Source organism: Chromohalobacter nigrandesensis (assembly GCF_023061285.1).
Classification (GTDB): Bacteria; Pseudomonadota; Gammaproteobacteria; order Pseudomonadales; family Halomonadaceae; genus Chromohalobacter; species Chromohalobacter nigrandesensis.
The window spans coordinates 99,516-114,206 of record NZ_JAKGAM010000003.1 but is presented as its reverse complement, the minus strand read 5'-3'; the positions used below and the strand labels follow the sequence as shown (position 1 = coordinate 114,206).

Genomic DNA, 14,691 nt, shown 5'->3' with positions numbered 1-14,691 from the left:
ATCAGTGCTGTGCCTCGAGCGCGTGTTCCAGCGCGGCCAGTCGGCCGGGCGCGAGGGCGTCCTCGAGCGTGCTGATGCGCAGGATGTGGCCGAGCGCGGGGTGCGCGGGACGATGCACGAGCGTACCGGCGTCGAGCAGTTCGCGGTGCACCCGGGCGGCGAGTTCGGCCTCCGGCAGGCGCACGGCGATGAAGTTGGTGGCGCTGGGGGGTATGTCGGCGCCCCGCGCGCGCAGATGCTCGGCCAGGGCCTCGCGGCGAGCGATCACGTCGCGCACGTGCTGTGCGGTCTCTTGAGGATGATCGAGCACGGTGTCGGCGGCGGCCAGCGCCAGTGACGAGACTGCGTAATGGATGCGCACCTTGTGCATCACCTCGATCAGCGCCGGTTCGGCGATGGCGTAGCCGATCCGTAGCCCCGCCAGGCCATGCGCCTTGGAGAAGGTGCGCAGACGTACCACGCCGGACCAGACTTCGCCTGCGGCGGGAGCGTCGGCATCGCTGCGGAAGTCGTGATAGGCCTCGTCGAGCAGCAGTGTGCAGTCGGCGGGCAGGGCGTCGCGTAGCGCCAGCACGTCGGCATCACGGTGCAGGTGGCCGCTGGGATTGTCGGGATTGGCCAGATACACCACGCGGGCGTCATTGCGTACCGCGCGGGCGGCCAGAGCGTTGAGGTCCGGGGCCAGCACGCCGGGGGCGTCGTGATAGTCGACCTCGACCAGATGGCAGCCCTGGCCTTCGGCGAAGTAGCGAAAGGTGGGATAAGTGCCCGCGCTGGCGATCACCGTGCTGCCGGGGTCGCACAGCGTGCGTAGGGTCAACGCCATCAGACTGTCGGCACCGGCGTCGATGACCAGCGCCTCCAGCGGCGTGCCGAGCTGGGCGTTCAGGCGTTGGCGCACGTCCATGGCCCCGGCATCGCCGTAGGCGCGGGCCAGCGTGGCGACCTCATCGCCGAAACGCGCCTTGAGCGCCTGGTGGGGCATGTCCAACCCTTCGTTGGAGCCCAGGCGATGCGGCACCTCACGGCCCAGCTTGCGTTCCAGCGCCTTGAGACCGGGGAACGGATTGTGCGGACCGCAACGATCGAGGTGGCGAGCGTGACGCGACATGCGAGACTCCTGAAACGCAAAAGGCTCATTGTGCGACCGAGACGCGCTGGGCACAACGTGACACGCCTCGGTTTACAGCGCGCTGGCGTCCAGTGCCCCGGAGAGCGTGGCGCGCCAGCTGGGGGCCTCCTGGCCGGGGCGGCGGAGAGTGATTTCCCACTGATAGGGACGCAACTCCCGGTCGGAGAGCCGCAGCACCCCGTTGCCTGCGAGCCGGCTCTCGAGAACCCAGTGGTTGTCCGGTGCGTCGTCGGCTAGCATGCCCGGCGTCCAATCGAGGACCTGAGGGCCATCTTCCTGTGCCAGCAGGGCGCGCCCCAGGGTTTCGGTGAGCCGTCCCGATGTGATGCCCAGTGCGGGAGAGACTGTCGGCGGTGCCAGCATCACCACCATATCCTGCGTGTCACCCGACCATGGCGGCGATTCGAGCAGTGCCTCGGCGGCCTGATTGCTCATGCCATACACCGCCTGACGCATGTCGTCGGGTGGTGCGTCGCCGAGCCCCGCGCAACCCGACAACAGCAGGCATAGCGCGATGACACCAGCGACGCGAGTAGGCTTCATGGCTTTTCCTGTGGACAAGGGGCGGCGTTGGGTAGCGCATCATGCGTCTCGAGCCGGCGCTCGTAACCCGCCAGGAACCCTTCGAGTTCATAGAAGAGAGGGGTACGAATCGGCTTGGCCTCATTGACCAGGTGATGCTGCGCCTCCGGGTGACGGTGGACATCGGCATTGGGAAATTTGCCCGTCAGCGTTGCCAGGTTCCATTGCCAGTCTACGGTGAAGTCTTGTTCGCCCTGGAGGATCAAGACCGGCAATTCGCTGGACGGCATGGAGAGCAACAGGGGAATCCAGTTGCGCATGGCGGTGACCCAGGTCAAGGCCAAGCGGTCAGGCTGCAAGGGGTCGCCGCGGCGCAGGAAATCGGCGAAGCCAAGATCGGTGGTGTTGGCGCGGAATCGACGTGGCACCGAGCGCACGAAAGGGCTGACCACACGATGCAGCCAACTGGATTGCTGCCAGCCCCAGGGGCGCACCAGTGGCGCCAGAAGCGCGAGGCCATCCCAGCGTGTCTGATGGCCGTGGGCCAGGGCATCGGTGGCGAGAATCGACGCGCCGGTACTTTGGCCGATGCCGATCCAGGGGCCATCGGCCAGGTCGAGACGCGAGACCTCCTCGGTCAGCGCGTCCAGGCAGCCGACATAGTCGTCGAAGTCGTCGATGGAGGCACGCGCGCCGCTGGAGAGCCCGTGCCCTGGAAGATCCCACATCACCACGCGCCAGCCACGCGCCAACAGCAGTTCGAGCAGATGGCGGTAGAGTCCCAGGTGATCGAAGTAGCCATGCACGACGAACGCCGTGCCTTGCGGGTTGGGCGGGCTCCATACCTGGGCCCACAACCGAAACCCCCGAGCCTCGAAGAAACCGGCATGCAAACCGGTGCTCTCGGTCAACAGCGAGGCCAGACGGTAGTGTTCGAGATAGGCGCTCATCGTCGTTGACACGGGATGTGCCATCGGTGTCAGCGGGCCTAGCTGTTTCAAGGGGGTAAAGTCGTTCATTCAGTTCTCCCGATGCGTCCCATGCTAGCGTCCGCGCGGTCCCCGCGGCTACCGGGAAGTGATCGCCGGGCGCATTTTTTCGAAGCTTGCCCGCCATGCGTCAGCGTTTGCATCATTTTCTTCGGCGCCGGAGAAAGACGCTCAGACCAATGGTGGAGATGACAGCGCGAGCATTTACGTCTAATTTGTGGAATTATTTTCCACGTTTGAGGCGAGACTTGAGGAGAGCCCCATGACAGACCGCATTACACGCCATCGTTTGCAGGTGGCCAGCCAGCTCGATCGTTTCATCAACGACGAAGCTTTGCCCGGCACGGGTGTCGATTCCGAAGCCTTCTGGGCTAGGTTCGACGCCCTGGTTCACGATCTTGCACCCACCAACCGAGAGCTGCTGGCCGAACGCGAACGCCTGCAAGCCGAGCTGGATGCGTGGCACAAGGCGCATCCCGGACCGGTGCGGGACATGGACGCCTATCGAGCCTTCTTGAAAGACATCGGCTATCTGGTCGAGGCGCCGGCGAAGGTGCAGGCGACGACGACCGACGTCGACGACGAGATCGCTATCCAAGCCGGGCCGCAGTTGGTGGTGCCGGTGGGCAACGCGCGTTATGCGCTCAATGCCGCCAATGCGCGCTGGGGCAGCCTGTACGACGCGCTCTATGGCACCGATGTGATTCCTGAGACGGATGGCGCCGAGAAGGGCCCGGACTACAATCCCAAGCGTGGTGAAGCGGTCGTCGCCTATGCGCGTGGCGTGCTCGACCAGGCCGCGCCGCTGGCCGAGGGCTCGCACGCCGCGTCGAGCGGCTACAGCATCCGTGACGGTAAGCTGGTGGTGCAACTGCAGGGTGGCAGCGAAACGACGCTGGCGCGCCCCGCCCAGCTGGTGGGCTATCAGGGTGGAGCCGCCGAGCCCACGGCGGTACTGCTGGCCAACCACGGCTTGCATCTGGAAGTGCAGTTCGACGCCACGCACCCCATCGGCAAGACCGACCCGGCGCGCGTCAAAGATGTCCTGGTCGAGGCAGCGGTGAGTACGATCATGGACTGCGAGGACTCCGTGGCCGCGGTGGACGCCGAGGACAAGACGCTGCTCTATCGCAACTGGCTGGGGCTGATGAAGGGAGACCTCGCCGAGTCGTTCGACAAGGGCGGCAAGACCGTGACGCGACGCCTCAACCCGGATCGCGACTACACGGCACCGCAGGGCGGCGAGGTGCGCTTGCCTGGGCGCTCGCTGCTGTTCGTGCGCAATGTCGGCCATCTGATGACTACGCCGGCGGTGCTCGACGGCGAGGGCAACGAGATCCCCGAGGGCATACTGGATGGCGTGATCACCAGCCTGCTGGCGATACACGACCTCAAGAAGCGCGAAGGTGATGCCAGTAACTCGAGGACGGGCTCGGTGTATATCGTTAAGCCGAAAATGCACGGGCCCAAGGAAGTCGCCTTCTCCAACAGCCTGTTCATGCGCATCGAAGACCTGCTGGGGCTACCCCGCGATACGCTCAAGATGGGCATCATGGACGAGGAGCGCCGCACCTCGGTCAACCTCAAGGCATGCATCAATGAAGCCGCCTCGCGCGTGGCATTCATCAATACCGGCTTTCTGGATCGCACCGGCGACGAAATGCATACCGCCATGGAAGCCGGTCCCATGCTGCGCAAGGGTGACATGAAGGGCGCTACTTGGATCGGTGCCTACGAGAAGAATAACGTGCAGACCGGTTTGGCCTGCGGCCTGCGCGGTCGGGCGCAGATCGGCAAGGGCATGTGGGCGATGCCGGAACTGATGGCCGCGATGATCGAGCAGAAAATCGGCCATCCCCAGGCCGGCGCGACCACGGCCTGGGTGCCCTCGCCCACGGCGGCGGTGTTGCATGCGCTGCATTATCATCAGGTCGACGTGGCGACGATTCAGCGCGAACTGGAAACCAAGCCGAGCGACGACATGCTCGACGATCTGCTCACCGTGCCGGTGGTCAAAAGCGCGGCTTCGGGCGCTAACAAGACCCCGAGCTGGGCCAACGACGAGATTCAGCAGGAGCTGGATAACAACTGCCAGGGCATCCTCGGCTACGTGGTGCGCTGGGTCGAGCACGGCGTGGGCTGCTCCAAGGTGCCGGACATTCACGACGTGGGACTGATGGAAGATCGCGCCACCTTGCGGATCGCCAGCCAACTGCTGGCTAACTGGCTGCACCATGGTATCGTCAGCGAGGCGCGGGTGCGCGAGACGCTGGAGCGTATGGCCAAGGTCGTCGACGAGCAGAACGCCCACGACCCCGATTACACGCCGATGACCTCGCACCTGGCCGAGTCCAGCGCCTTCCAGGCGGCGTCCGACCTGATCTTCAAGGGTCGCGAACAGCCGGCCGGCTATACTGAACCGCTGCTGCACCAGTGGCGTGCGGTGCACAAGGCGAAGGGGTAAACGAAGTGTGAAGCGCGGCGCTTCGCGCCTGGAAGCTGGAAGAAAGGGCAAAAGCGAAAACCGTTTGCCTTGGTTTCCAGCTTCCAACTCAGGAGGGAATCTGTATGTCACTGGCCGCTAAAGAAGCGATAAAGGAAACAGCCGATACATGTCACGCCAAGGAGTGGTTGCGCCGCTACCAGCGTGTTCGGGCTGCCACCGAAACGATCTGTGCACCGCTGTACAAGGAAGACTACATGGTACAGAGCATGCCGGATGTCAGTCCCCCGAAATGGCATATTGCGCATGTCAGCTGGTTCTTCGAAGCCTTTATCCTGAAACCGTTTCACCCCGCCTACCAGACCCTCGATTCCGCGTACGACTATCTCTTCAACTCCTATTACGTGACCCATGGCACGCCGTTTCCGCGCCCCGACCGCGGCATGATTTCGCGCCCCACCGTGGACGATGTCTATCGCTATCGCGCGCATATCGATCAGGCCATGGAGGCGTTGCTCAACGACCCGCCGCAGGCACATCTTGAGGAAATTCTCCGGCGCCTGGAATTGGGGCTGCCGCACGAGCAACAGCATCAGGAACTGCTGTTCATGGATATCAAGCACATCCTGGCCCAGAATCCGCTGTGCCCCGTCTATCGAGACGATGTGGAGCCGCCCCCCGTGCATGAAGTGGGAGCGCTTGGCTGGCATGCCTATTCCGCCGGTGTACGCTCCATTGGCCATGACGAAGCCGAGAAGGGCTTTGCGTACGACAACGAGATGGGACGCCATCGTCAGTTCGTTGAGGCCTTCCAGATCGCCGACCGCCCGGTCACCAACGGTGAGTTTCTCGAATTCATACGGGCAGGGGGCTATGACAAGCCTGACTACTGGCTCTCGGATGGCTGGGCGATGGTCCAGGCCGAGGGCTGGCGCGCGCCGCTTTATTGGGTCGAGCGAGACGGCGTCTGGCACCATTTCACTCTGAGTGGGCTCGTACCGGTCGATCCGAGTGCGCCGGTGTGTCATGTCAGCTTCTTTGAAGCCGAGGCTTATGCCCAATGGGCGGGGGCACGTCTGCCCACCGAAGCCGAGTGGGAGACGGTGGCTAGGGACGTACCCATGCAGGGTAATTTCGTCGAGCAGGACTATCTGCAGCCGGTCGCAGCCGCAGTGCCCAAGGACCTACCGGGACAGATGTTTGGCGATGTCTGGGAGTGGACCGGCAGCGCCTACCGGCCTTATCCCGGATTCAGGACGCTGCCAGGTAGCCTGGGCGAGTACAACGGCAAGTTCATGTCCGGGCAGATGGTCCTGCGTGGCGGCTGTTGCGCCACGCCGGGCGATCACATCCGCGCGACCTATCGCAATTTTTTCCCGCCCCATGCGCGTTGGGCGTTTTCCGGTTTCCGTCTGGCCAAGGACGGCTGAGCATGACGCTTGTTGTCCCGCTCCCTGTGACATGGCGGTAGCTTGCGCTATCTTGGGTGCAGAGATAGCCGCGCCTCAGTGCCAGGAGAGCCCGACATGACCGTGATGACCGCCGCCGCCATCGAGGAGTTCCTCGACGAGGTATTTCCGCACCGACAGGGCACCATCGAAGGCGTGGGCGAGATGCGCGCGACCATGAGCCTGGCCATCGAGGACGAACACTTGCGTCCCGGTGGCTGTGTCTCGGGGCCCACGCTGATGGGGCTGGCGGATGTCTGCCTGTATGTGGCGATCCTCGCTCAGGTTGGGCCTGAGCCGATGGCGGTGACCACCGATTTCAATTGCCATTTCCTGCGTCGCGCTCGCGGTGACCGCGATCTCATCGCCAATGCACACGTCGTCAAGCTGGGAGAGCGCCTGGCGGTCGGCGAGGTGCAGCTATTTCCCGCCGGCGACGAGGAACCGGTGGCCATCGTCACCGCGACCTACGCGCTCCCCGAGCATGATGATGACTGACCGAGGTGGGCCTGATGAAACTTGCCTAAGAGTCTGTATGCCAGTGCGGTAGGCGCCATAGGCGCGCCACGGCCAGCATCTGCAGCCCGATCATCAGCGAAAGGGTCCAGCGCCAGGCGGCGTCCGGATAATGGCCGTTTGTCTGCGGCCAGAGTTCGATCATCCAGCCCACGGCATACTGGAGGATGAAGCCTCCCAAGGTCGCGGCCATATTGAGCAGGCTTATCAGCCGCCCAGATAGGCGCGACGGCAATTCGGATGCCAGCCAGGCATAGGCGAGAATTGGACCGACGGTGAGTAAGCCGAAGGCGATCCATAGCAGGCTAATGCCTGGCAGCGGTAGCCAGATGATCATTCCCTGCACTGCCACGAAACCAATAAGCATTATTCTCATCAATCGGATCAGCGGTACGCCACGCTGAATCAGCCTGTCGGTAATTACGCTGATTAACAGCTGGCCGAGTACAATGGCTGCCGCCAACCCCAGCAGATAGAACGCCGTGGTATGCCCGCTCAGCCCAGCGACCTCACGCATCCAGCCACCTGCCCAGAGTCCTTGCCAAGCCAGCCAGCTACCCTCGCACATTAGCGTCATGGGCCAAATGCGCATAAACAGGGGATGGCGTACTACGGATAGTAGTCCTCCAAGTGAAGAGCCGCTGATCTCATGCTCGGCGGGATGTGTCGGCACCAATAGCCAGATCAGCAGTGCCAGTAGCAGTGTAATAGTGGCAAGCCCGTGAAAAAGTGTCTGCCAACGGAGCGACTGCAGCAGCATTTCGGTGGGTAGAGTGGCCATTAGTGCGCCCAACCCCGATAGACCCAGTAGGACGCCATTGGCCAGAGCCAGTCGCTCGGCGGGCCACCATAGTACATTAGCTCGATAGGCTCCTGCCCAGCAGGCGCCCAACCCTAGCCCAATTAGTAGACGGCCGCCCAAGGCGGCCTTGTAGCTCGGAAGGGTAAACAGCCAAGCGCCCAGTGCCGCCACGATCATGAAGGATGGGACTACTCGGCGGGAGCCGAAACGATCTAGCAGCAGGCCTACCGGAATTTGTACCAACGCCAGAGCCAGTAGGAAGACGCTCGAGAGCAGCCCCAACTGCTCGGGGCCGATGTTGAGACTTTGGCGTAGCGCCGGTGCGATCACGCCATTGACATTGCGATAGAGTTCCGAGATCAGGTAAGCCAGCATGAAGGGGGTGAAGATCAGCAGGATGCGGGCCTTGTAGGAAATGTGGTTATTGCAAGTTTTCACAGATTCTCGCCGTCGATGAATTCGTAAATAGGTTAGAAATTTATTGAGGTGACGACGATCGCGTAATATGTTGCTAAAACTTGCGGATTTCTCATATGTTGAAGCGAAGCGTTCCTCCCTATCATGCTCTGCATGTCCTGGTTGCCGTGGGCGAATATGGCAGCATTCGCGCCGCTGCACGTCACATTGGCCGCTCCGAATCCGCCGTCAGTCACCTACTCAAGGATCTGGAACGACGTTTGGGTCAGACACTGCTGGAGCGTAAGGGGCGCGGTGTTGAGTTGACACCTTTGGCACTGCGCTATGTGAGCCGGCTTCGTGAGCCGTTTCAGCATATCGATAAAGCAACGGCGGAGCTTTTTGTCGATCCAATACCGCGCCATGTCGTACTGACGCTACCGCCAACGCTGGCTACGTTGTGGTTGGTGCCGGCCATTACTGATTTCGAGAAAGTGTTGCCGGAGATTGAACTGCGTCTGATTACCACTAATCGAACGTTGGATCTGAGACGCGACGGCATCGATCTGGCGATTCGTTATCGTGAAGATGGTCGGCCCAGTACGCAGTCCACATTGACGCTGCCGGAGTACGCATTTCCGGTATGCGCGCCCTCGCTGGCTGAGAGGCTACGCAAGCGCCTCGAGGCACTGGCTGAGGTGCGGCGTCTGGTCAACGATGGGCATTATGAAGAATGGGCCGTCTGGCAGGGCGCTCTGGGCGAGCCAGTCGCACTGTCCGAGCGAACCGAACGATTGGCTGACTCCACCCTGACATTGGAAGCCGCAGCGCAGGGCTATGCGGTAGCCATGGGCCGTACGCCGCTAGTCAATGGCATGCTGGCATCGGGGCGTCTGATTGCGCCGATGGGAACACATTACCCTACTGGGGCTATCTACGAGGTGGTCTGCGACGACCAATCTATGCATCCCGAGGCTTGCCAGCGTGTCATTGACTGGATCGGTCAACAGTTCGCCCGACCCTTCATGGTGGGTGGAATTCCGGTGCCCACACAGTCGGCTTGATCGACGACCCGGTAAGGCTTGATAACTCAATCAGCGGGCTGCTGGCGCCAGCCGCACCAGGCGAGCGTCAGCCAGCCGGCCATCAGCAATAGCCCGCCGAAGGGTGTGATGGGCCCCAGCCAATGGGCACCGGTCAGCGCGAGCAGGTACAGCGAGCCGGAAAACGCGATCATCCCCAGGCCCCATAGCCAGAGCACCGCCCGTTGCCCTTTCAGCGGTTGCTGCCCCCGCCAGATGAGTACCGCCATGGCGGCCAAGGTGTGCCAGGCCTGGTAACGCACGCCGGTCTCGAAGGCCCCGAGCAGGCGCGGTGCGAGCCGACCGTCAAGTGCGTGGGTGCCGAACGCGCCGGCTACCACGACCACGAAGCCGCTCAAGGCGACGAGTATCCATCCACGGCGGTTGTGCATGCCTCATCCTTTATCACTGACTACGCTGAAATGGTGAACGAGTGCCGGAATGTCATCCCGGGGCCCGGTGTCGCCGTGCTGGGGCTTACCCTATGGCGTCGCTTACGCCATGACAAGCCTCTCGGGATGGCGTATCGTCGCGGCCTTGCCGATCTCAAGAATCATAATGGAGCGTCAATTCATGGAATCTCTCGCCAGTCTCGTCGCGCCGCTGCACGATGCTATCTACGCGGTGATGACCCCCGTCAGCGATTTTATCTGGTCGTATATTCTCGTTTATCTCTTGTTGGGCGCGGGGGTGTTATTCACCGTGCTGACGCGTGGCATGCAGTTTCGTTTGTTCGGCCACATGGCGCGCGTGACCTTCAACAGCCGTGGCGCGGGCGAGGGCGTCAGCGGGTTTCAGGCATTTGCCACCTCGCTGGCGGCGCGCGTGGGTACCGGGAATCTGGCCGGCGTGGCTATCGCCTTGTGGATCGGCGGCCCCGGGGCGATCTTCTGGATGTGGATTACCGCGCTGGTCGGGTTTGCCACCTCGTTCGTCGAGTCGACCCTGGCGCAGGTCTACAAGAAGCGCCACGAGGACGGCGTGTATCGCGGTGGTCCTGCCTACTATATCGAGCGCACGCTGGGCTGGCGCTGGATGAGCCTGGTGTTCGCCTTTTTCCTGCTGATGGCCTATGGCCTGGCTTTCAACGGCGCCCAGGCGAATACCATCGCCCAGGGCATGAGCCAGGCCTTCGGCATGCCCAACTGGGTCACCGGCTTGATTCTGGTCGGTGTCGTGGCCGTGGTCATCTACGGCGGGCTCAAGTCCATCGCGCGCACGGCGGAGAAGATCGTGCCGGTCATGGCCATCGCTTACCTGCTGGTAGCATTGGTGGTGCTGGTGCTCAATATCACCGCAGTGCCTGAGATGCTGGCGCTGATCGTCAAGAGCGCCTTCGGCTATGGCCCGGCGGTGGGCGGTGCGGCCGGTTATGCCATCAAGACAGCGATGGAGAACGGCATCAAGCGTGGTCTGTTTTCCAACGAGGCGGGTATGGGCTCGGCGCCCAACGCGGCGGCCCAGGCCAACGTCAAGCACCCCGCCGCGCAGGGCCTGGTGCAGTCGTTCGGCGTGTTCGTCGATACCCTGGTCATCTGTAGCTGCACCGCGGTGGTGATCCTGCTTTCTGGCGTCTACGAGACGCTGATGGCGAATTCGCCGGGTCAGGATATCGTCGGCATCCAGCTCACCCAGGATGCCATGGCGGATCACTTCGGTGGCTTCGGCGAGATCTTCATCGCCGTGGCGATTCTGCTGTTCGCCTTTACCTCGATCATCGCCAACTTCTCGTTCGCCACGGTCAATATCGAGTACATGTTCAGGCGCCATGCCAAGGCGGCGGTACAGGTATTGCGTCTTGCCGTGCTGGCCATGGTGATGATCGGCTCGGTATCGCAGTTGACCTTCGTGTGGGACTTCGCCGATCTTTCCATGGGACTGATGGCGACCACCAACCTGATCGCCATCCTGATCTTGGCGCCGATCGCCATGCGCGTGCTCAAGGACTATGAGCGCCAGCGTCGCGAAGGCATCAAGGAGCCACGCTTCGATCCCAAGATCCTCAAGCGCCCCGAGCAGGTGGATAACGACGTATGGCCGCCCAAGGATTCTTGAGCACGGCATTTGGCGTTACAATGACGGTCTCTCCCCGCCTACGTGAGAGGCCGTCATGCATATTCAACTCAACGGCGATCAGCGCGAGTTCTCGTCCGAACTGACGATCAGCGAACTGATCGATCAGCTCGCATTGACCGGGCGCCGCATCGCCGTCGAAGTCAACGAGGAAATCGTGCCGCGCAGCCAGCATGCCGAGATGCATTTGTCCCCGGGTGACCGTGTGGAAATCGTGCATGCCATCGGCGGTGGCTGATATTACTCGCCCGCCGACGCGGGGGCTGCTTATCAGCGGCTCCCGCGTGTCGGCGGCTCCCTTATAGCCAGGAGGTTCGTCATGTCCGCTGATCAGCGCCAGGACATCCCACTGACCGTCGCCGGTCGCGTCTTCTCGTCACGCCTGCTGGTGGGCACCGGCAAGTACCGTGACTTCGACGAGACCGCCGCCGCCGTCGAGGCGAGTGGCACCGAGCTCGTTACCGTGGCGGTGCGTCGCACCAACCTGGGGCAGAATCCCGATGAGCCCAATCTGCTCGACGCCTTGCCGACGAGCCGTTACACGATTCTGCCCAACACGGCGGGCTGTTATACCGCCAAGGACGCGGTGCGGACCTGCAAGCTGGCCCGCGAGCTGCTCGACGGGCACAACCTGGTCAAGCTCGAGGTGCTGGGCGACGACGGCACGCTCTACCCCAATGTGGTCGAGACGCTCAAGGCCGCCGAGACGCTGGTCAACGACGGTTTCGATGTCATGGTCTACACCAGCGATGACCCTATCGTCGCCAAGGAACTCGAGCGCATCGGCTGTTGCGCGGTGATGCCGCTGGGCTCCTTGATTGGCTCGGGGCATGGCCTGCTCAACCCGGCAACGCTCGAGATCATTCTCGAGCATGCCGAAGTGCCGATTCTGGTCGATGCCGGGATCGGTACGCCCTCGGACGCTGCGCTGGCCATGGAGATGGGCTGCGCCGGCGTGCTGATCAATTCGGCTATCGCCCACGCTCGGCAGCCGGTACGTATGGCGCATGCCATGAAGCTGGCGGTGGAGGCGGGACGCGAGGCATACCTCGCCGAACGAATGCCACGCCGGGCATCGGCCAATCCGTCCTCGCCCTTCGCCGGGCGCATCAACGCCTGAATTCTTGCGCGGTCCGTGCGACCGCCTTCGCCATGTGATCGACAACGCAGACTTGCCCATGAGTGATTCACCATCGTCTTCCCCCGAGAACGCCCCTGAGGCGGGCTCGGCGTCATCCACACGCCCACCGCGCGGCATCAAGAGCTACGTGCTGCGCGCCGGGCGCATGACCGTTGCCCAGTCGCGGGGGCTCGAGGAGGTCTGGCCGCGTCTGGGGCTGAGCGTGGCCGATGGCCGTCAGTCGCTGGAGGTGCTGTTTGGTCGCCGCGCTCCTTGCGTCGTGGAAATCGGCTTTGGCATGGGCCAATCGCTGATCGAGCAGGCGAGCACGCACCCCGAGACCGACTTCATCGGCATCGAGGTGCATGCGCCGGGCGTCGGCAAGTTGCTCGACGAGGCCGATAAACGCGGCCTGACCAACCTGCGGGTGTACCGCGAAGATGCCTTGGAAGTGCTCGATAAGTGCCTGCCCGAGGCCAGCCTGACGGGGTTGCAGCTGTTCTTCCCCGACCCCTGGCCGAAGAAAAAGCACCACAAGCGGCGCATCGTGCAGCCGGCCTTCGTCGAACAGGTGCGTACGCGTCTGGCGCCTGGCGGGTATCTGCACATGGCGACCGACTGGGAAGCCTACGCCGAGCATATGGTCGAGGTCATGGAGGCGGCGCCGGGTTATCGCAATACGGCGTCGGCCGAGAGCGCCCCCTACGTGCCGCGCCCGGAATTCCGTCCGCTGACCAAGTTCGAAAGCCGTGGCGAAAAGCTCGGCCATGGGGTCTGGGACCTGATCTATGCCCGTGAGGACGGATAAGCGCACGCTGCACGCATCGCTTACACGTAACGCTGAGTCCTTCGAAAACCGCTGCTTGCAGCGGTTTTTTTCGATTGTGGCTGATCTGAATCACGACACGACGAACGAGACGCTGGCAAAGTGCCGCCTCTCGGGATTTCTTGGCGGCTTGGCCGGATGCGCGGCATAAAAAAAGCCGCCCGGGTGGGCGGCTTAAAGACCGTGACTAGCTTGATGAGGAGATAACCATGGGCAGGAACCTGACATTCGCTGCTTAGGTCAGTGGCGCTTGGCGGCGCCACGGTTGTTAAGGTAAACCATTCTCATTTGAGTCGTCAAGCGTAACGAGAATATTTTTCAATTAGTGTGCAAGGGGAGGCATCAGGTGCCACTTATCGCCATGTTCAGCGCCCAGCCGTATGACCACCGTTTCTTCGAGATCGCGAATGCGCGCCATGGGTTCCAGATCGGCTATCACGAGGTGGCACTCAGCGCGGAGAGTGCTGTGTTGGCCCACGGCGCCGATGGGGTGTGCGCCTTCGTCAATGACACGTTGGATGCCGCTACGCTGGAGGCCCTGAGCGCACAGGGAGTGCGTTTCGTGGCCATGCGTTGTGCGGGGTTCAACAATGTCGATATCGCTGCCGCCAAGCGCCTGGGGCTGGCCGTGGTGCGCGTGCCGGCATACTCGCCGGAGGCGGTGGCCGAGCATGCCCTGGCGCTTTTGTTGACGCTGAACCGGCGCACGCATCGCGCCTACAACCGCGTGCGCGAGGGCAATTTCATGCTCGAGGGCTTGTTGGGCATGACGCTGCATGGCAAGACGGTGGGCGTGATCGGTACCGGTCGCATCGGCCTTGCCACGGCGCGGATCTTTCACGGCTTCGGCTGTCGTATGCTGGGGGAAGATCGCTACCCCAGCGATGATTTCACCGCACTGGGCGGCGAGTATGTGTCACGTGAGCGCCTGCTGGCGGAGAGCGACGTCATAAGCCTGCATTGCCCGCTGACGGACGACACACGCTATCTGATCGATGCCGAGGCCCTGGCGGCGATGAAGCCGGGTGCGATGCTGATCAATACCTCGCGCGGGGGACTGATTGACACCCGCGCGGTCATCGAGTCTCTCAAGGCACGGCGATTGGGCGGTCTGGCCATCGACGTCTACGAACAGGAGACGTCACTGTTCTTCCGCGATCATTCCAGCGACATCATCGATGACGATGTCTTCCAGCGGCTGGTGACGTTCCCCAATGTGTTGATCACCGGTCATCAGGGCTTCTTCACGCAGGAGGCGTTGACCGAAATAGCCGAGGTCACGCTCGAAAACGTGGCGTGCTTGATGCGCGGTGCGCCCTGCGCCAATCGGGTCGGCGATTGA

The 14,691-nt window shown here is 62.6% G+C and carries 14 protein-coding genes; 9 read left to right on the top strand and 5 right to left on the bottom strand.

Annotated features, from left to right (window positions below; genetic code table 11):
- Position 1: 1 nt before the first annotated feature.
- The 3 genes from L1073_RS05870 to L1073_RS05860 form a co-directional block, all read right to left on the bottom strand.
- Complete coding sequence (locus tag L1073_RS05870; protein ID WP_246897553.1) at positions 2–1,111, bottom strand: aminotransferase class I/II-fold pyridoxal phosphate-dependent enzyme; 1,110 nt, start codon at positions 1,109–1,111, stop codon at positions 2–4.
- A 72-nt stretch (positions 1,112–1,183) separates the two neighbouring features.
- The gene (locus tag L1073_RS05865) at positions 1,184–1,675 is read right to left on the bottom strand and encodes a hypothetical protein (protein WP_246897551.1); all 492 of its coding nucleotides are present in this window, start codon (positions 1,673–1,675) and stop codon (positions 1,184–1,186) included.
- Positions 1,672–2,673, bottom strand: coding sequence for an alpha/beta hydrolase (locus tag L1073_RS05860; RefSeq protein ID WP_246897550.1), 1,002 nt, complete (start codon positions 2,671–2,673; stop codon positions 1,672–1,674). The genes L1073_RS05865 and L1073_RS05860 overlap by 4 nt, the downstream gene beginning before the upstream one ends.
- A 232-nt stretch (positions 2,674–2,905) precedes the next feature.
- On the opposite strand from L1073_RS05860, the gene L1073_RS05855 reads away from it, so the two are divergent.
- The 3 genes from L1073_RS05855 (at position 2,906) to L1073_RS05845 (ending at position 7,032) form a co-directional block, all read left to right on the top strand.
- Positions 2,906–5,107, top strand: a complete 2,202-nt coding sequence (locus L1073_RS05855; protein WP_246897548.1) for a malate synthase G — start codon at positions 2,906–2,908, stop codon at positions 5,105–5,107.
- Between the two features lie 104 nt (positions 5,108–5,211).
- Entirely contained in the window at positions 5,212–6,516 is a 1,305-nt protein-coding gene (gene egtB / locus L1073_RS05850; protein WP_246897547.1) for an ergothioneine biosynthesis protein EgtB, read from the top strand.
- 96 nt (positions 6,517–6,612) lie between these two features.
- The gene (locus L1073_RS05845; protein WP_246897545.1) at positions 6,613–7,032 is read left to right on the top strand and encodes a PaaI family thioesterase; all 420 of its coding nucleotides are present in this window, start codon (positions 6,613–6,615) and stop codon (positions 7,030–7,032) included.
- 25 nt (positions 7,033–7,057) lie between these two features.
- Here the strand turns inward: L1073_RS05845 and L1073_RS05840 are convergent, their stop codons facing one another.
- Entirely contained in the window at positions 7,058–8,290 is a 1,233-nt protein-coding gene (locus L1073_RS05840; protein ID WP_246897544.1) for an MFS transporter, read from the bottom strand.
- Positions 8,291–8,385: 95 nt separating this feature from the next.
- On the opposite strand from L1073_RS05840, the gene L1073_RS05835 reads away from it, so the two are divergent.
- Entirely contained in the window at positions 8,386–9,312 is a 927-nt protein-coding gene (locus L1073_RS05835) for a LysR substrate-binding domain-containing protein (RefSeq protein WP_246897542.1), read from the top strand.
- A gap of 26 nt (positions 9,313–9,338) precedes the next feature.
- On the opposite strand, the gene L1073_RS05830 is transcribed toward L1073_RS05835, so the two are convergent.
- The gene (locus L1073_RS05830) at positions 9,339–9,722 is read right to left on the bottom strand and encodes a DUF423 domain-containing protein (protein ID WP_246897540.1); all 384 of its coding nucleotides are present in this window, start codon (positions 9,720–9,722) and stop codon (positions 9,339–9,341) included.
- 181 nt (positions 9,723–9,903) lie between these two features.
- Here L1073_RS05830 and L1073_RS05825 point away from each other — a divergent pair, with 181 nt between their 5' ends.
- The 5 genes from L1073_RS05825 (at position 9,904) to L1073_RS05805 (ending at position 14,691) form a co-directional block, all read left to right on the top strand.
- Entirely contained in the window at positions 9,904–11,385 is a 1,482-nt protein-coding gene (locus L1073_RS05825; RefSeq protein ID WP_246897538.1) for an alanine/glycine:cation symporter family protein, read from the top strand.
- Positions 11,386–11,440: 55 nt separating this feature from the next.
- Positions 11,441–11,641, top strand: coding sequence for a sulfur carrier protein ThiS (gene thiS / locus L1073_RS05820; RefSeq protein WP_246897536.1), 201 nt, complete (start codon positions 11,441–11,443; stop codon positions 11,639–11,641).
- Between the two features lie 81 nt (positions 11,642–11,722).
- Positions 11,723–12,523, top strand: a complete 801-nt coding sequence (locus L1073_RS05815) for a thiazole synthase (RefSeq protein WP_246897534.1) — start codon at positions 11,723–11,725, stop codon at positions 12,521–12,523.
- Positions 12,524–12,581: 58 nt separating this feature from the next.
- Positions 12,582–13,331 (top strand): tRNA (guanosine(46)-N7)-methyltransferase TrmB, encoded by a 750-nt coding sequence (gene trmB, locus L1073_RS05810; RefSeq protein ID WP_246897532.1) that lies wholly within the window; start codon positions 12,582–12,584, stop codon positions 13,329–13,331.
- Positions 13,332–13,695: 364 nt separating this feature from the next.
- A complete protein-coding gene (locus tag L1073_RS05805) occupies positions 13,696–14,691 on the top strand; it encodes a 2-hydroxyacid dehydrogenase (RefSeq protein WP_343322466.1) in 996 nt (331 codons plus the stop codon).